This is a genomic window from Salibacter sp., assembly GCF_031581065.1.
Lineage (GTDB): Bacteria > Bacteroidota > Bacteroidia > Flavobacteriales_G > Salibacteraceae > Salibacter.
Genome location: NZ_JAVLBN010000002.1, coordinates 1 through 17,735, shown reverse-complemented (window position 1 = coordinate 17,735; position 17,735 = coordinate 1). Strand labels below are relative to the sequence as shown.

The following is a 17,735-nucleotide window of genomic DNA, read 5'->3' as shown; positions in this document are numbered from 1 at the left end:
TAATAGGTTATATTGATTCTACTTTCAGGTTTTTCACAAACTCGATAAAGCTCCCGGCAACTTTTTTCATTTCAAAATGCTGATTACAGTATTGAAATCCGCTTTGACCAGTTTCTTCGCGTTTTTTGCTGCTACTGCAAAGTAGAGAGAGAGCCTGAAAAAACTCAGTTTTATTATCGGCAATTAGTACGGCATCTTTGTAATTACCCGGTAAACCGCGAGCCCCGGTTGTAGTTGTCACGACCGGAATTCCCTTTGAAACAGCTTCAATCAGTTTAATTCTGATTCCACTACCGGTAAAAAGCGGAACGATTACAATATTTGACGATTCAATGAATTCATCAGCATCATTGATTTCACCATCAAAAGTGATAGTGGGAGGTAAGGATTCTTTAAATTGCTCTGATGCATTTCGTCCTCCGATGTGAAAACTCCACGATGGATACGATTCATGAACTTTATCCCAAACCTTTTCAATAAACCAGTTGAGACCTTCAACATTAGGCTCCCAATCCAAAGATCCCAAAAAGCTAATTCGTTTTTTATTGCTTTGCTGCCTGGGTTTTTCAATCATCGAAATACCATACGGAATCACATCAGCCGGGACTTCGAGTCCGTTTTCTTTCAAAATATTGAGATCTCTTTCGCTTATGCAGGCAATGGCATCAAAACCGTTCACAATTGAAAATTCAAACCGCTTGAGCTTATTGTTGAAATTTTGTAGTACTTTTTTGTTGAGTGCGTTTTCGCTTTGTGAGCGCGCTTCCCAAAGCTGCGACTCAATGTTGTGCTCGCGGTAAACACACTTTGCTTTTGAGTGGGCTCTGACCGTAGCTAAGTACGGAGCTGTAAACAGCGACTCAAAAATAACCACATCGTAGTTTTTGTTTTGGAGTGTCTCGGTCAGAACCGAATTGAACTTTTCGTCAACAAAGCGGGATGTGTGATACGAGTCTTTTTGAAAAAGACCTTTTAAAGCACCCATCCATTTAACTTTGGTATCAACTTCGATGAATTGAGCGTTTGTTTTATCTGCAAGATCACTGGAGCCGGGTTCAGGCTCAGGATGTTTGTAAGTAGCGATAGAAAGAACATCAACTTCGCAACCGTTGTCAATGAGTCCCCTTGCAATGGCTTGCATCGCTTTGGTTCCACCGTCATTAGCGGGAAAAGGAGTTTTATGACACAGTTGTAATACTTTCATCGTTTACGCTTTGAAAATATCCTGACAAAGGGTTTAACAAAAATACGTTTAAGATTTGAGGTTATTTTGGTGTAGTAGGCACTGTCGAGTAAAATACTATCAGTTGTGGCTTTGTAAGTGAGGAAGGCACCAACAGGAGCCAGAATTACTGTAGACACCCACATTCCCTGCCAGGCAGGCATTTCTAGCTGCTTAACAAGTTTTTCTCCTGTAATGCTGGAGATGTGGTAAATGAGGAAGAATATTACTGATACGATAAATGGCATTCCGAGTCCGCCCTTCCTGATTATTGCACCCATTGGAGCTCCTACTAAAAAGAGAATTATACAGGCGATGGAAAGAGAAAACTTGCGGTGAAACTCAATTTCGTGTCTTGCAATTCGTTCGCGTCTGCTTCTCAACTCCTGATTCATGGCTGCTGCGTAAGTTTTAGAAGCTCTTGCAAGATTTGATGCAGTCACAATTACTGAAACGTTTTGGGTAGCTTTGAGTGAATCAAAATGTGGAACTGCTGAGTCTGGAATAGCGACATCGGCTAAGTTTTCAACCCTGTTGGTATCGCGGTAAACAGCGAGTCTAACATCCATCGATTTTTTGAAATCCTGAATACGTTCTGTTTTGGCTTCTTGCAGTGAATCTGATGATGTTTGCAGTTGATTGATGTTGAGCATTTGGTAGTGGCTCTTGAACATATCTTCATCGGTTCGCTTGAACTGGAAGCCCGATAGATTAAACCTAATAGTGTGTTCTTCAAAATCAGACCTGAACATCGGTTTGTCCTTTTCCGGTATTTCCTCGTACTGGTTACCGTCAAAAAGCTGCATGATGAGGTACTTGCCATCTTTAGTAAGGAAGATTTTCCCGGTTTCAGCCATGATGACTTTTCGGTTCGTGTTAGAGGAGGTGTGGTCGTAGATGAGGACTTCTTCCAGGATCTGACCATCTTTACTTTTGTCCTGTATCCTTATCACGTAACCATCAATCCCACTGTAAAAAACTCCGGGTTTGAAATCTAAAGCAGGCCGTTGATGCATAACATCGTAGAGCAGTGACTTAAATTTAAGGTTTGCAACCGGTAAAATATTGTTTGAAAAATAAAATGTGACAATCGCCAAAAAGATGGAAAAAACGAAAAGTGGCCGCATGATGCGGTTTAGCGAAATGCCGGCAGATTTCATGGAAACCAGCTCGTAATTTTCGCCAAGGCTACCAAATGTCATGATAGAGGAAAGCAAAATTGCGAGCGGCAATGCCATACTCACCAGTGATGCCGATGCGTAGAGCAGGAGCTTTACCAAAACGGTGGCTTCAAGTCCTTTTCCTACCATGTCTTCAAAATACTGCCACAGGAATTGCATCTCCAGGATGAACAGTGTGATGAAGAATGTAAGAATAAAAGGACCAATAAAGGTCTTAATTAAAAACTTGTCGAGGATTTTCAATGCGTACTAATTATATGCACTTAAACGGCAAAAATAGACGCTTGAGTACACATGCCAAAACTTTTATGAACCTAGGATGTGCTTTAAATCGTCAACCTGGCTATCCCACAACAATACAGCTTCTTCTTTTTCGTCATCTTCAGCAAAATCTGTGATGATGAGAGCTGTTTCATTGGTTAAGGCATCTTTCTTGAGTTCAAATTCAAAATAATAATCAGATCCCTCATCATCGAGCCATTGAAACCGAATCAATTTTTTATCTTTCTTTTCGAGCATTTTTGCAGCGTCTTCACTTCCGTCCCAGTAAAAGTTGAAAATATCGTCTTTGATATTCACGTTGTCACAGAACCACTCTGATATACCGCTTGGTGTACTCAGGTACTTGAAGAGAATATTAGGTGAAGATTTGATGATATATTCTAGTTTGAATTCCTTTCTTTCATCCATAGTTCGTGATTTAGTAATATGCTGCTGACAATATAGGTAAAATTATATAATTATCCGACTTCTTATAACTCTACTTTATCAATCCTTTTTCCATCCATAAGTTGTTAGCCAGGCTGTGATTAATGAATAAATAAGCCATTACAGCTCCGCTTATTCCAATGATTGAGCCTGCAATAATATCTTCAAAAAAATGTTGCGAAATGTAAACCCGCGAGTAGCTCACTGTAACTGCACAAAGAGCAAGAATAAAATTCAAAATTCTATTTTTAGTGTTCAGAGCCAGCGCCAGGAAAAGACTGAAAGCTGCCGTAGCATGACCGCTGGGAAAGCTGAACCGGTGTTGTAAATTCACTCCTTCTACAAGGTGTGGGGTAATTTCAGACATCTGCTCGTAGTAAAAGCCGGGTCTGAATACCCAGTCAAACATACCGCGTTTTAGAAATTGAGTAATGGGCGCGCTTATCAATTGACTCAATCCCACCAAAAGACCCCATTTCACTTTCATTACTAAAAAGATAAGCGTAAAGGCTACAATGGAATATCCACTGGCAAGATGCGTGGCGTATTTAAAAAAGAAATCGAGTGGAGGAAGGTGAAATTTGTTCAACATGAGGTGTACATCCATTTGATTTCCCAATGAAATTATCACAATTCCAAAGGCTAGAAAAATGGCGTAAGTCCACCAAAACCAGACATGTTCCTTCAGTACTTTTTTCATAGCGCGGGCAAAGAAAGTGAAAAGCATTTAATGAATACGCGAATTCATGTTTGAAAAAAGAAAGAAACTTTTATATTTGCAGCCCCTTTGAAACAAGGGAGTTTTGGCGCGGTAGCTCAGGTGGTTAGAGCGCAGCACTCATAATGCTGAGGTCGAGGGTTCGAGTCCCTCCTGCGCTACTAAAGTGTAGCGATTTTGGGAATACCCTTAATCGCTATTTTTTTGGCAACAAGTTTGCTTGTAAAGCGTATTAAAAAGCATGATTAAGCGCGTATTTTATATTTTCATTATTTTGACCATTGGCGCACTCGTTTTTAGCCAGTCATTCAAGCAAGTTTTAGGGAACAACACACAATCAGCTAATGATACTCATTCCGGTTTTGTAGATTTTCCTGATCCTTTAGATCGTAAAGTGCGACTTGCAGCTATGAGAGCGCTTACTCACTTTCCTGATTTACAAAAGACACAAATCGATTTCATTGTCGATAATTCCATCACGAATTGCATCATGCAGGCGCAACCAAAGATGAATTTCCTTTTCAAGTCAAAGGATAGTAGAGAATACAAAATCAAAATACGCTCAATCATAGGATGGGAAGACGATACGCTCTATCTTAAAAATTTCTCAAATGATGTAATTGAAGGTTGGTTTGCTCATGAACTGGGGCACGTGATGGATTACCGTAATCGATCAAACTGGGATATGGTGAAATTTGGTACCCGCTACGTACTATCAGAAAGCTTCATGAAAAAAGCGGAACAATCTGCTGATCATTTTGCTGTTGAAAGTGGTTGCGGAGATCACCTTGTTTGCATGAAAGAATTCATTCTTGCTAACGAAAGACTTCCGGAAAGCTACCGCCAAAAAATTATCGATATTTATCCTTCTCCATCTGAAATATTGGAGCTCACTAAAGCTGGAAAGGATGACGAAAGCAAGGTCAGAACCTTTAAGCCGGCTGGTGTAGGGCTCTGACCGTTATCATTTTATCGCTTAATTCTTCTCGGTATAGCTGAAGGCAACCTGCTCATCATTTCCTGATTCAATAGGAAAGAAGAATTTGTGAAAGAAGCCACGTTGATCACATTGTTCTTTTGCCGACCGATGAGCAATACTTCATCACCAATTTCAGCATTTGGAATGTGGGTAACATCCACCATGAAAAGGTTCATGTTGATGAGCCCAACGATTGGTGCTTTCTTGCCGCGAATCAAAACGTGACCGCGGTTGCTCTGCGCTCTGGGGTAACCATTTGAATAACCGAGCGGAAGAACTGCAATACGCATTTCATGAGTTGCCTGGTAAGCAGTTCCGTAACCGATGAATTCACCTTCTTTCACGGTTCTGATGTCCATGACATCTGTTTTCCAGGTGAATACGCGTTTTAATCCGTTTTCGTATTGTTTTTCCACTTTGGTGAGATGGTGGTAATAAATATCAGGACTTGGCCAAAAACCGTACTGAGCAACGCCAACTCGAACCATTTCATAATGAGATTCAGGATACATGAAAGTTGCTGCAGATGATGCTAAATGCCTGTTTTTTGGCAATAGATTTTTTGTTTTACACTGCTTATAATACCACTGAAAACGCTTGAACTGTTTTGTTACTTTAAACTCATTTGACAAGCTTTCAGCTCCGCCAAAGTGCGTACACAATCCTTCAAAACTAAAATGACCCTGATTTTTCTTAATAAAGGTGAGCGTCTTTTTAAAGCTCGATTCAATGAGTCCGGTTCGGTTGGCACCCGTTTCAACTTCGAGGTGGACTTTAGCCTGCTTTCCAATTTCTTCAGCTGCATTGAGAGTTTTTTCCAATCTGGTGGTGTCAAAAACGTAAAACTCAATTTCATTTTCTATAGCCCATGGTAGATCTTCATCATACATGATTCCCATAATCATGATAGAGGAGGAAGTAGAGCAAACATTCAGAACCTCTTCAGCCTCGTGTGCTGAGGCTACTGAAAAGTGATTGACTCCGCATTTTTCTGCCATAGGAACGTATTGCTCAATGCCGTGGCCATAGGCATTGGCTTTTACCACAGCCGAAAGCCGCGTATCGTCATTGACTTTTTTCCTTATAAAATTGAAATTTGTTTTTAGTGCACTTTGACTCAGCTCAATTCGAGAGGAGTGTCGAACCATATAGCGTCTTTAATCTTGAGTTCGTAGAGAATCCTGAATTTTATTCCATTTTTCTGCAGGTATGAAACCGAGCGAAACACTATTTACACAGTGACGGGTGTTTTTTTCAGTGTAACCTTCACCGGTAAATACATGACCTAGGTGAGCGTTGCAATTGTTGCAGATAATTTCAGTTCTGCGACCGTCAGCATCAGGAACTCTTTTAACAGCTCCCTGTATTTCATCATCAAAACTGGGCCAGCCACAATGCGCATCAAATTTGTCTTTTGAACGATAAAGTGGAGCATTGCAGCGTTTGCAAATGTACACACCGGTTTCATCATGATCGAGGTAAATTCCGGTTCCAGGGTACTCCGTTCCTTTATTGATAATGACACGCTCCTCTTCAGGAGTTAATTCGTTGTAGCTTCCTTCTTTCTTAATTTCAAAAGATGACGGATCAACATTCATACTATCTTGTTCTTTATTATCATTATTTTGGCTGCAGGCATTCATAGCGAATAAAACCAATAAGCCAATCAAACTGTATTTCTTCAATAAAATGTACATACATCTAAAAACTGGCAAAGGTGCAATTTGTTCCATAATTTAGCCATGATTTTATGGTTTAAGTATTATTAATAACGTGGATCACAGGCGACAAATACATTTTTTATCTGGAGAGTTGAAATTCCCACCCGTTGATTTAGCTGATGCTGAAGGCATTTTGGCTATGGGTGGAGATGTGAGTCCGCAGAGGGTTTTGTTAGCTTATCAAAAAGGAATATTTCCCTGGTATAGTGACGAAACTCCAATTTTGTGGTGGGCTCCTGATCCTCGCTTTGTTTTATATCCTGAGAATTACAAGACTTCAAAAAGTTTACGACAGGTAATGCGAAAAAAACAGTTTACCGTCACCTTTGATCACGCTTTTGAAGAAGTCATAAACAAATGTCAAAACGTACCACGAGCCGGACAGGACGGAACCTGGATAACTGATGAATTAAAAGAAACATTCTGTGAAATTCATCGCCTCGGTTTTTCTCACTCGGTTGAAGTATGGCAAGATGGTGAGTTAGTGGGCGGATTATTCGGTACAAGCCTGGGCAGAGCATACTTTGGAGAGAGTATGTTTTCACTCGTCAGCAACGCTTCAAAAGTTGGTTTTGCCACTCTCGTTCCACAATTAATCAATAGAGGAATAAAGCTTATCGATTGCCAGGTTTACACTGATCATTTGAGTAGATTTGGCGCCTTAAATATTCCACGGAGTAAATACAGTGAACACCTTGAAGTACTGCTTGACTTTGATTCTCTTCAGGGTTCGTGGAAAAACTGGAGTAAAGAGGATGAATAGAGAAGTAGCGTTAAGTACCTTAAGCATTTCAGATTCTGATATTTCACAGGAGGAACTTCTTTCCCAGGTTCAAAAACAACTTTTCGATATCAAGAATTTTATTTTCATGAGTACAGCTGTTCCATACCTGTTTAATGCCAAGCGAAAACGACTTGTGAAAATTCAGCAGGCACTGGACGTGCTCTACGGATCTGACCAATTAAAACAAACTGACGAAGAGCGATTTGGAAATCTCGAAAAGCCGGAGGAAAACCCGGTTTTCAAAAATGTAGACAGAGCCTACACGGTTCTTAATGAGACTGAACATAGCTCGTTTAAAACGGTTGTCAGGAAGTATGAAAAGCTCACATCACAGGAAAAACTGAACTTTTCCAGGGCTCAATCTGCCGGATATATGAACATCTTTTTGAGCAGACTTATCGAGCTGGATTGTGCTTATTTGATTCTGTTTTACCATTTTTTCGAAAATGAATTTTCAATTGAACAAGATGAGCAAAAAGAGGTTAAACAAAATGATCAGGTTTTAACCCCTGAAGTATTAGAAATAGCTAATGAGCTAGTATTCAGTGATAAAAAAATAGGAGAGAAGATCTTAAATTTAGACACATCAACTGATCATGCCAAAAGTTTGAAAAAAGAGTTTTTACGAATACAAAAGACACTAAAACTAAAGAGTTGAGAATTTGTCGATTGTGATACATTTGCACAAATTTTAAATAGATATGGCTAAGTTCCACAACATAAAAGTAGAAGAAATAAAGAAGGAAACTGCTGATACAGTATCAGTTAAGTTTGATGTACCAGACGACTTGATCGATGATTTCAAGTACACGAGCGGTCAATATCTCACGCTCAAAATGAAAGTGAACGGAGAAGAAATAAGACGTTCTTATTCCCTCTGTAGCGAGTGGGATTATGACCGGGAGCACAGGATTGCCGTAAAACTTGTTGAAGGAGGAAAAATGTCAACTCTCATCAACGAAGAGTTAAAAGTGGGTGATGAAGTTGAAGTGAGTGAGCCCGAAGGACGATTTGTTCCTGAAATTGACGAAAACGAAGCTCGTCAACATGTATTTTTTGCAGGAGGAAGTGGCATCACGCCAGTACTCAGTATGCTGAAAAAAATTTTACGGTCAGAGCCGAATAGCCAATGTGTGCTTTTCTATGCCAATTCCAACGAATCGACAGTGATTTTTAAAGACGATCTCAATAAACTCATCGATGAATACCCCGTAAAGTTTCAGGTATATCACATTTTGAGTAAACCCAACAACCGCGATGCACATGTATCTGATTACGGTGACTGGGCAGTAGGCAGAGTCGATTACAAAAAAGCATTACACCTGATAAGAGAATACACGAATCTCGAATCAGAACCAATTTTCTATCTATGCGGCCCTAATGGCTTGATGGATAGTGTGCAAACAGCTCTTGAAACGGCACGTGTTGGATCTGACCGAGTGAAAATGGAATATTTCTCAACTCCTGAGCAAGAGCCGGAAAGTGCAGAAAAAGATGAATCTGAAGATATGTCGCCAGTTGAATCCAAAGCAACTATTCTTTTAGATGATGAGGAGCATGAAATTACGGTACCTGCCGGAACTACAATCTTAGATGCAGCTAATGACCAGGGAGTTGATGCTCCTTATTCATGTAGGGGAGCAACTTGCAGTACGTGCATGGCCAAGATAGAAAAAGGAAAAGCTGTGATGCGCATGAATTACGTTCTACTCGATGATGAAATAGAAGAAGGATTTGTGCTCACCTGCCAGGCTCAGCCGGTAACACCTGAGATCACGGTTGATTACGATGCTTAAAGTAGTGAGGATGCATCAAAACACGGTTTTGATGCATCCTCACTTTTATTTTTTATTTCTTGAGGAGTTCTTCCACTTCTTCGATCACACTATCGTAATCGGGTTCCATTAAAATGTCTGAAACGAGTTCTGAATAGTGTATCTTATTGTCTTTATCGAGTACAACCACAGCTCTTGCCAAAAGCCCTTTTAAAGCTCCGTCTGTCATCAAAACGCCATAATCTTCGCCAAAATCTCCATAACGGAAATCACTTACAGCCTCAACGTTGTTGATTTTTGCTGAATCACAAAAACGTTTTTGAGCAAACGGCAGGTCTTTTGAGATGATAAGAGCCTTAACATCTTTCATTTTTGCCAACTTTTCGTTGAACTTAGAAGTCTCAACCTGGCAAACGTTTGTATCAAGACTGGGAACCGAAATGAGTATTTTTACTTTTACATCTACATCGTAAAGACTCTCTTCATTGAGGTTGCCTTTCACATAGTAAAAATCCTGTGCTTTAACGCCTTCATTGGGCAATTCACCGTTAAGGGGTACAGGGAATCCTTTCAAGTTTACAGTTTCCATGTTTTTATCTTTGAATTTTGAACAAAGGTGAAAAAAATGTATGTTAAATTTCCTTCTAACTCAATAAGTTTAAAAAAAAAACACAATAAATATTTTAATATGTTATTTTTGACCTCAACCTAACAATTGAGTATGAAGTCACTGAACGATGAAAAAATATGGTTATCTCCTCCTCACATTGGTGAGAAGGAGAGGTCATATGTTGAAGAAGCTTTTGACCAAAATTGGGTAGCGCCTGCAGGGCCTCACTTAAAGCGTTTTGAAACATTGATTAAAGAATATTTCAACGTTGGTGCAGTAGCAGCTCTTTCTAGCGGAACTGCTGCACTTCATTTGGCTCTAATTAACTTAGGAGTTGGAAACGGAGATTATGTTCTTACTCAATCGCTCACTTTTTCTGCCAGTGCCAATCCAATTCGTTACCTGGGAGCTGAGCCGGTTTTCATCGATAGCGAGTACGACACCTGGAATTTAGACCCTCTTGTTTTAGAGGAAGCAATACAGGATCTGAAAGAAAAGGGTATTAAGCCCAAAGCTATTATTGGTGTTGATTTGTACGGTATGCCCGCTAAATGGGTTGAAATACAAAACATCGCCATGAAATATGACATTCCTTTGATTGAAGATAGCGCTGAAGCTGCCGGATCAACTTACATGGGTAAGTATTGCGGAACTTTTGGTAGAATGGCTGTACTTTCTTTTAATGGAAATAAAATTATTACCACTAGTGGAGGAGGTGCACTAATTTCTAACGATTGGCATATTGTTGAATATGCTCGGTTTTTGAGTACTCAGGCAAAAGACAATGCTGTTCATTATCAGCATTCTCATATTGGGTACAACTATCGAATGAGTAATATTTGTGCTGGAATTGGTTGTGGTCAAATGGAAGTCCTTGACAGTAGAGTTAGGCGAAGAAGAGAGATTTTTGATTTCTATTTTGATGCCTTAAAAGATGCTGAAGGAATTTCATTTTTAGTTGAACCATACGGGCATTACAGCAATAGGTGGCTTACTGTAATTCTCGTTGATCCTGAAAAAACATTTGGTATAACGCGTGAACACTTGAGACTAGCACTTGAATCAAGAAATATTGAATCGAGGCCGTTGTGGAAGCCTTTGCATCTTCAGCCGGTTTTTCAAAAATATTCGTTTTACGGCTCTAATGTAAGTCAGAGTCTTTTTGAAAATGGTTTGTGTTTACCATCGGGTAGTGCCATGACAGAGGAGCAACTCAGTAAAGTAGTATCGATTATTCGAAAAGTTTTGAATAGCGGTGCAGGAGAGTTCGTTCACAAAGTCAAGTAAGTTATCCCCAAATCAGTTTTATTGCCAGAAATGTTAGCGCAATAGCAATTACTTTTTCAAAGATGTTGTTGTAGCGGTTGTACCAGTTTCTTATTTGGCTCTGACCAAAAAGTGTAGCGACAATCGAAAACCAAATCATGGTTGCTACGGCCATGTAAATTCCGTAAACAACCTGCCATGAAAAGGGTGTGGATTCACTTACAACAGCCGTATAAATACTCAAAAAGAAGAGCGTTACTTTAGGGTTGAAGGCGTTGACCAAAAATCCTTTTGAAAATGCTTTTTTGAACGAAATTTCCCGCTTTTCACTTTGCACAGCTTTGTACTCAACGCGTTTAGCTTTGAAACCCTGGTAAGCAAGGAACAATAAATATCCGGCAGCTAAATACCGCATTCCGTTGTAGAGCCACTCGTATTTTGAAATCAATAGTCCGAACCCGAGTACCGAATACGTAGCGTGAATGAGAATACCGGTTCCCACACCGATGGCAGTTTCCCTACCTGTATTCGATCCGAACCGTAAACTTTGCCTCAACACAATAGCAAAGTCAGGACCGGGGCTGGCAACGGCCAATAAATGAATTCCGGCTATGGTCAATAATTCTCCCCAGTAACTCATAATAATTGTCCAGTTCCAAAAAGTATGCTGTACAGGAGTGTTGTAATAGCGAGCTGCTTGAGTAGTGGATCGAGTTGTTTGGGATCTTTAATTTGGAAAACTTTTTTGAGGTTGAAAATCACGAGCGGACTCACCAAAAGAAAAAGGTAACTCGACCATTCGATTCCGCTATTGAGGAAGACGTAAACGATGCTAAGAATCAAAGCCCCAATCAATAGTGTTGTGTGGTATCTCTTAGCAGTCTTAAGACCTATGTTTACTACAAGTGTGTTTTTACCCGCATTTTTATCGCTGTTGAAGTCGCGCATGTTGTTGAGGTTGAGCACGCCTGTACTCAAAAATCCAATTGCTGATGCGGGTAAAAAAATATCCAGCGGTAGTTCGTTTGCATGCAGGTAAAATGTGCCGCAAACACCAACTAAACCAAAGAAAATAAACACGAATAAATCGCCCATTCCGCGGTAACCGTAAGCATCTTTTCCAACAGTGTATTTGATGGCTGCCCAAATCGACACCAATCCCAAAATCAGGAATACAGCGGCCTTCAACAATTCACTTGATGGAATCGCAAAGAGGATGAGCGAAATCCCGCTAATAAAAGCCAAAAGACTGAGGATAATGACGGCCATCTTCATTGCGCTCTGACCAATAGCTCCACTTTGAATAGCGCGCTGCGGACCAATCCGCTCGTCATTGTCGGTTCCTTTTACACCATCTCCGTAATCGTTAGCTACGTTGCTTAGGATTTGCAAAAAAAGAGTGGTCAGAACCGCTAAAAGCGTCACGACATAATTCTTAAATCCGTTAGCATAAGCGAGAAGCGATCCCAAAATAATGACCGATAAAGCCAGTGGCAGTGTGCGCAAACGAAATGTTGAAATCCAGTTTTGAATTGTCGCCATGAGGTTACTGGTTACATCCAGCTCTTTTGTGAACTTTCAATTTTATAGAGGACAAAATTATAAATGTCGATGGCATCGTTGTGGCTGAGATGTGGCATGCTTTCATCTCCGGCTGCTGTGAAGAAAACCAGTGTTGAAAGGTCACGCCTTCTTTGGAATATACTTCTATTCAGGCTCACATTTTGCAATTTGTACATCGTGATGGAAAGGTGAGAAGGAAAAATCCAGCCTTTTTTGATTTCGATGACATCTCCATTTGTTCTAAATTGAACTGATCGTTGAAATTTATGTGCCCAAAAAGCACCCAGAATAACGAAAAGTGGAATTGGAACAAAGTAGTGCCAGGTGAGTTCACTCGCATAAAAGGAAGCTGTAACGATAATGGAAGGCATGATGACCAGCCAAATAAATCGTTGGAAAAAAAGTAACCGGTGAGAGCCTAAACGATGAAACTTCCCCGAATAACGTTCGGGATAAAATTCCTGAAGCACATCGATGAGTTGTTTGTTTTTGCATCCGGGAACGCTTACAGTTCGTTTATCTTCTCTGTTTTCATTGACACCGGCCTGCTTGACGACAAAAGTTTTAAAGCCGAGTAATTTTCTCAGCGGATTACTCGACCATTTGAAGTACTGTATTTTGTTCCTGGGAACGTGAAACTCATTGCGCTTGAGCAATCCGCTTTTCAGAACCAAACCGCGTTCGTTGAGAAAGAACTGCAAATTGTAATAGCGCAGTACAATTCTTATCAATGAGAAGGCAACTGAAACGACAACAAATACGAGAATAGTGAAGGGGAGTAGAAGTACCCATTGTGTGAGCCAACCTTCTGCTTCTTCTAAATATGGTTCAAAGGGCTCCAACAAAAACTCCTCAAATTGCCAGATGTAACCGTTTACTACAGCAAAGAGAATTAATCCGGAGCGCAAGTGGTTTTCAGTGAGTCCAACTTTTAGCAGGTCTTTAATCGATAACTTTAAGATAGGTTTTTCCCAGCTTTCAACTTCGGGTTGTTCGATTGTTTCTTCTTCGCCCGGTTCTGACTGTTGTTTTTTGTCTTTTTCTTTTTTCTTGAGTAAATACTCTTGAAGGCTGCGAGCGTAAGACCTATCAAGTGCCGGAATCTCTATTTCGTTATCGGCACTTCCTGCTGTATCAATTTTTAGACCTACAACCTTAAATATTTGCTGTGCCAGGTTTTGAGCGGTGTGAACAGTTTGAATACGCTCGAATGGAATGGTGGTTTTATCTTTCCTGAAAACTCCGCGTTCAATGATAAACTTGTCTTCAACAGCGTAAAAGAAGAAATTTTTGTACTCGAAATACGAAAACGCGATGAATCCTAGAAATAGAATAATACCAATTGCATAGAGGCTGATTCCCAACAACGAAGACCCTGCACCATATTTCAAAAAGAGAAAGGGAATGAACAGGTTTATAGCCTTCCTCAAGTTGAGAATAAAGAGAATCGCTACGCCAATAGGCGCTTGTCTTTTCTTTGTGGAAAGATCGATCTCACTCATAATTGGCACTGAGCTTAGTGATGTAGTCTCTCAACTTTTGAGCGCGTTCTTCTTGCAAGCCTCTTATGATAATATCGCTCGAACTTCCACCGGCTGTGTAAATTTTAACGGCAGCCAAATCGAAGGCTCTTCCCAGCGGACCTTGTCCTACCTCACAATGCTGTATGCGATTGAAAGGTATGGAGGTCATACTGAAAAAGATGAGTCCGCTTTTGTAAGAAATGTCTTTTTCCCTGATCGAGTAGCCTTTGATGCTAAAACCTTTTATTTCAATAACTAAAATAAAAGCTAAAAGTGCCGCCCACGGAGCAAGCCAGTGCCACCAGGTAAATGATCCAAACAGCGACCAAATACTGAATACTAATCCACTTACGAAAAAGAAAATTCCCCATGCTGTAAGTCGCATGTAGAGATAATCTTTTTCTAATCCGTGAAAATCACTATCCTCAACCTCGGGAAGGGAGGAGAGTTCAATATTTTGATTGGTAAATTCCATTATGGAAATTTAGGAAATTGTTGGAAGTCTGGATCGCGTTTTTCCAAAAAGGCGTTTTTTCCTTCTTGTGCTTCGTCCATCAAATAATACATGAGTGTTGCGTCACCGGCAAACTCCATGAGTCCGCGCTGACCGTCAAGCTCTGCATTGAGTCCGCGCTTGATCATGCGAATCGCGAGCGGAGAACGTTTCATAATCGTTTTACACCATTTTACAGTTGTATCTTCCAAATCTTCGAGCGGAACAACAGTATTCACCATTCCCATTTGTTCAGCTTCTTTAGCGGTGTACTGCTCACACAAGAACCAAATTTCACGCGCTTTCTTTTGCCCAACGTGACGAGCTAAGTAAGACGAACCAAAGCCGGCATCAAAACTTCCAACTTTAGGTCCTGTTTGACCAAAACGCGCGTTCTCAGAGGCAATTGTCAAATCACAAACCACGTGAAGCACGTGACCACCGCCAATTGCATAGCCATTTACCATTGCAATAACCGGCTTTGGTAAACTGCGAATCACTTTGTGAATGTCGAGCACATTGAGGCGGGGAACGCCATCGTCACCAACATAACCACCTTTACCTTTTACGTTTTGATCTCCGCCAGAGCAAAATGCTTTTTCTCCGGCACCAGTGATAACCACAACGCCCACATCCTGTCTTTCGCGGGTCATTTCAAGGGCTTCCAAAATCTCCATATTCGTCTCGGGTCTAAAAGCATTGTAAACCTCAGGACGGTTGATCGTGATTTTTGCTATTCCCTCAAATAGCTCAAACTTAATGTCTTCAAACTCTTTTATCGTTTTCCAGCTTCTATCTGTAGCCATAGTTATGATTGTTTTAATGCTTTGAAATATTCAGCTAAAATAAGGTCATTTTGTTCACGCGGAGTTGAAATTTCAACAATCAGCGCGTTTTCAGTATCTTCATGGTAGGCCTTGGTCAGAGCCGTTTGTAGAGACTTTTCGTCATCGGCAAACTCGTAATCCATCCAAAATGCTTTGGCGATTTCGCGAGCGTGGAAATTGTGATGACTCTCAAAATGCTGTTCCAGCGCTCCTGATGTTTTAGGACCGGGAATAATCCTGAAAATATTGCCTCCGCCATTATTGATTAAAATGATGCGCAAATTATCAGGAACGTGATTGTGGAAAAAGGCATTGCTGTCGTAAAAAAATGAGATGTCACCTGTAATGAGTGTAACCAGTTTATTCGTTTTGAGCGCGTAGCCAAGAGCAGTAGAAGTGCAGCCGTCAATTCCGCTGGTGCCGCGATTGGCAAATTGCACGATCGAGTTGTTCCAGTTGAAAAGCTGCATGTAGCGAATGGGCGAACTATTGGCTGTTTGAATGACGCTATCATTCGGGATGAAAGCATTCAATTCTTTGAAAACGGCCATGTCACTCCATTCAACTTCATTTGTTGCGTTTTGATGACCAGTGCGCTTTTCAGCATTTATCTTTTTCCAGAGTTGAGCATATTCTTTTCGGTCAGATCCAAAGTCCAGCTCGCTGAGTACCTTTTCAGCTTTCATCGGGATGTGGCGGGTAAGTGCTTTGTAAGTATCCAAAACAAGTCCCTGATTGGCGATGTGCCAATGGTTCTGAATGTGAAAGGAGCGGAGTAGTTTCTTGATCTTTTTTGAAACGATTGGCCCGCCAATAGTAATAAGTAAGTCTGGTTTTAGTTTCTGGAGTTTTTCATCATCAATGGTGTTGATCACGCGATCGATGCATGTCAAAATATTTTCGCCCGATAGGTTAGAGGTGGTTTCCGTCATCACTACAGCCTGATCGGTATCAGCGAGTTCGAACAAAACGTCTTCTAACTCCGGATTGGGCTTTTGCATCCCCACAATGATGAGTCGGTTTGGTAGCTGATCCCACTCCGTTTGGAGTTGGTCGATCTGCTGCGGATTCAGGCTCTGACAGGGAACAAGAGTGGAGAAGTTTTTTGTTTCCAGCGGTTCTTCATCAGTGTCGTAGAGCGGTTCTGAAAATGGAATATTGATATGAACCGGACCCGGATTTGGGAAAGTGGCTGTTTCGAGCGCCTTGTTGATCTCGTAGCTGTTTTTCCACTGTGTATCTTCGTCATCGTCTCGTTCAAAGAGAGTTGTGTTGTAAACGGTGTGGTTTTGAAGCGCTTTGACCTGCCTGATAGTTTGCCCATCAGCCTGATCTATGAACTCTTGCGGTCTGTCTGCCGAAACGACAATAACGGGCAGGTTCTGATAATAAGCCTCACTGATTGCCGGGTGATAATTGAGCACAGCCGATCCTGATGTGCAGGTTATGATGGTTGGCACTCCGCTTTCCTGCGTCATTCCCAGAGCAATGAAAGCTGCCACGCGTTCATCGGGAATATTGATACAGTTGAAATATGGGTCTTTGGTAAAACCGATGATAAGTGGAGCATTGCGAGAACCCGGTGAAATAACTACATCACGGATTCCCTTTTCCTTGCAAATAGTAATGAGTTGTTGAACTGTGCGTTTATTCGAAGTCATTTTGTACGTAACAACATTATTGCTTTGCAGTTCACAACAGAACTGCTTTTAATGTCTCGGCTTTTAATTGCGTTTCTTTCCATTCACTCTCAGGAGATGAATCGCTTGTTATGCCGCCTCCAACGTACAAAGCTAAGGAGTTTTCAAAGACCTCCATGCAACGCAAATTGACAAACATCCTAAATGTGCCGTCTTCGTTGATGGGGCCGAGGTAGCCTGTGTAGAACTTTCGGTCGTGCTTTTCTATTTTTTGAATGTACTCTTCAGCACGGTCTTTGGGCAATCCGCAAACGGCAGGAGTTGGATGCAATTCATTCAACAGGTCGAGTGTTTTGTCCCACTCGTTGTTTGATTTAATTCTGAATTTTGACATCAAGTGAGCAACCGGACCAGCCTCAATAGTTGCCGGACCTTCAATAGCGTACTGAAAGTTCAAATCCTGCAATAATTCTTCAATATAATCTGATACGTATTGCTGTTCCTCAGCTTCTTTTTCTTCCCACGTGTATTTTCCGCGTTCGCTTTTGGGTTGAGTACCAGCAAGCGAAACTGTTTCCAGGGAATTTTCATTTTGAGTGAGAAGCGTTTCGGGAGTTGCGCCCATCCACGTGCCAGTTGTAGGGTGATTGAAGAGGTACACAAATGCGTTTTTGTATTTATCGGTCAGAGCCTTGTAGAGCGACCACAAATGTTCAAAGCCCCCG

19 protein-coding genes and 1 tRNA gene are annotated in these 17,735 nt (G+C 41.0%); 6 read left to right on the top strand and 14 right to left on the bottom strand.

What is annotated here, in order from left to right:
• Window positions 1-7: 7 nt before the first annotated feature.
• The 4 genes from RI557_RS00705 to RI557_RS00690 all read right to left on the bottom strand — a co-directional run bounded on the left by RI557_RS00705 (window position 8) and on the right by RI557_RS00690 (window position 3,811).
• Complete coding sequence (locus RI557_RS00705) at window positions 8-1,204, bottom strand: glycosyltransferase family 4 protein (RefSeq protein ID WP_310668113.1); 1,197 nt, start codon at window positions 1,202-1,204, stop codon at window positions 8-10.
• A complete protein-coding gene (locus tag RI557_RS00700) occupies window positions 1,201-2,646 on the bottom strand; it encodes an LptF/LptG family permease (protein WP_310681432.1) in 1,446 nt (481 codons plus the stop codon). The genes RI557_RS00705 and RI557_RS00700 overlap by 4 nt, the downstream gene beginning before the upstream one ends.
• Window positions 2,647-2,709: 63 nt before the next feature.
• A complete protein-coding gene (locus tag RI557_RS00695; protein WP_310668111.1) occupies window positions 2,710-3,093 on the bottom strand; it encodes an START-like domain-containing protein in 384 nt (127 codons plus the stop codon).
• Between the two features lie 70 nt (window positions 3,094-3,163).
• A complete protein-coding gene (locus RI557_RS00690; RefSeq protein WP_310681429.1) occupies window positions 3,164-3,811 on the bottom strand; it encodes a phosphatase PAP2 family protein in 648 nt (215 codons plus the stop codon).
• 105 nt (window positions 3,812-3,916) lie between these two features.
• Between RI557_RS00690 and RI557_RS00685 the strand changes: the two genes are divergently transcribed.
• A tRNA-Met gene (locus tag RI557_RS00685) sits at window positions 3,917-3,990 on the top strand.
• Window positions 3,991-4,070: 80 nt separating this feature from the next.
• A complete protein-coding gene (locus RI557_RS00680; protein WP_310681427.1) occupies window positions 4,071-4,787 on the top strand; it encodes a hypothetical protein in 717 nt (238 codons plus the stop codon).
• An 11-nt stretch (window positions 4,788-4,798) separates the two neighbouring features.
• On the opposite strand, the gene alr is transcribed toward RI557_RS00680, so the two are convergent.
• Together alr and RI557_RS00670 are read right to left on the bottom strand one after the other, a co-directional pair.
• Window positions 4,799-5,956, bottom strand: a complete 1,158-nt coding sequence (alr, locus tag RI557_RS00675; RefSeq protein ID WP_310681425.1) for an alanine racemase — start codon at window positions 5,954-5,956, stop codon at window positions 4,799-4,801.
• A gap of 9 nt (window positions 5,957-5,965) precedes the next feature.
• On the bottom strand, window positions 5,966-6,541 hold the full coding sequence (locus RI557_RS00670) for a methionine-R-sulfoxide reductase (RefSeq protein WP_310668107.1): 576 nt from the start codon (window positions 6,539-6,541) through the stop codon (window positions 5,966-5,968).
• 40 nt (window positions 6,542-6,581) lie between these two features.
• Here RI557_RS00670 and aat point away from each other — a divergent pair, with 40 nt between their 5' ends.
• The 3 genes from aat to RI557_RS00655 are packed head-to-tail and all read left to right on the top strand — an operon-like array spanning window position 6,582 to window position 9,109.
• The gene (aat, locus tag RI557_RS00665) at window positions 6,582-7,292 is read left to right on the top strand and encodes a leucyl/phenylalanyl-tRNA--protein transferase (RefSeq protein WP_310668106.1); all 711 of its coding nucleotides are present in this window, start codon (window positions 6,582-6,584) and stop codon (window positions 7,290-7,292) included.
• Complete coding sequence (locus RI557_RS00660) at window positions 7,285-7,971, top strand: hypothetical protein (protein WP_310681423.1); 687 nt, start codon at window positions 7,285-7,287, stop codon at window positions 7,969-7,971. The genes aat and RI557_RS00660 overlap by 8 nt, the downstream gene beginning before the upstream one ends.
• A 43-nt stretch (window positions 7,972-8,014) precedes the next feature.
• On the top strand, window positions 8,015-9,109 hold the full coding sequence (locus RI557_RS00655; protein WP_310681421.1) for a ferredoxin--NADP reductase: 1,095 nt from the start codon (window positions 8,015-8,017) through the stop codon (window positions 9,107-9,109).
• Window positions 9,110-9,161: 52 nt separating this feature from the next.
• Here RI557_RS00655 and tpx read toward each other — a convergent pair whose 3' ends face one another.
• Complete coding sequence (tpx, locus tag RI557_RS00650) at window positions 9,162-9,677, bottom strand: thiol peroxidase (protein WP_310681419.1); 516 nt, start codon at window positions 9,675-9,677, stop codon at window positions 9,162-9,164.
• 132 nt (window positions 9,678-9,809) lie between these two features.
• On the opposite strand from tpx, the gene RI557_RS00645 reads away from it, so the two are divergent.
• Window positions 9,810-10,985: an aminotransferase class I/II-fold pyridoxal phosphate-dependent enzyme gene (locus RI557_RS00645; RefSeq protein ID WP_310668102.1), complete on the top strand. Its 1,176-nt coding sequence runs from the start codon at window positions 9,810-9,812 to the stop codon at window positions 10,983-10,985.
• Window position 10,986: 1 nt separating this feature from the next.
• Here RI557_RS00645 and RI557_RS00640 read toward each other — a convergent pair whose 3' ends face one another.
• The 7 genes from RI557_RS00640 to RI557_RS00610 all read right to left on the bottom strand — a co-directional run.
• Window positions 10,987-11,604: a LysE family transporter gene (locus RI557_RS00640; RefSeq protein ID WP_310668101.1), complete on the bottom strand. Its 618-nt coding sequence runs from the start codon at window positions 11,602-11,604 to the stop codon at window positions 10,987-10,989.
• The gene (locus RI557_RS00635; protein WP_310681417.1) at window positions 11,601-12,506 is read right to left on the bottom strand and encodes a 1,4-dihydroxy-2-naphthoate polyprenyltransferase; all 906 of its coding nucleotides are present in this window, start codon (window positions 12,504-12,506) and stop codon (window positions 11,601-11,603) included. Before RI557_RS00635 ends, RI557_RS00640 begins: the two co-directional genes overlap by 4 nt.
• A gap of 11 nt (window positions 12,507-12,517) precedes the next feature.
• Window positions 12,518-14,029, bottom strand: coding sequence for a PH domain-containing protein (locus RI557_RS00630; protein WP_310681415.1), 1,512 nt, complete (start codon window positions 14,027-14,029; stop codon window positions 12,518-12,520).
• Entirely contained in the window at window positions 14,022-14,525 is a 504-nt protein-coding gene (locus RI557_RS00625; protein WP_310668098.1) for a PH domain-containing protein, read from the bottom strand. Before RI557_RS00625 ends, RI557_RS00630 begins: the two co-directional genes overlap by 8 nt.
• Window positions 14,525-15,349, bottom strand: a complete 825-nt coding sequence (gene menB, locus RI557_RS00620; protein WP_310668097.1) for a 1,4-dihydroxy-2-naphthoyl-CoA synthase — start codon at window positions 15,347-15,349, stop codon at window positions 14,525-14,527. Before menB ends, RI557_RS00625 begins: the two co-directional genes overlap by 1 nt.
• A 2-nt stretch (window positions 15,350-15,351) precedes the next feature.
• Entirely contained in the window at window positions 15,352-17,031 is a 1,680-nt protein-coding gene (gene menD / locus RI557_RS00615) for a 2-succinyl-5-enolpyruvyl-6-hydroxy-3-cyclohexene-1-carboxylic-acid synthase (RefSeq protein ID WP_310668096.1), read from the bottom strand.
• Between the two features lie 31 nt (window positions 17,032-17,062).
• Window positions 17,063-17,735, bottom strand: a 673-nt coding sequence (locus RI557_RS00610; protein ID WP_310681407.1) for a chorismate-binding protein, incomplete at its 5' end; no start/stop codon positions are given.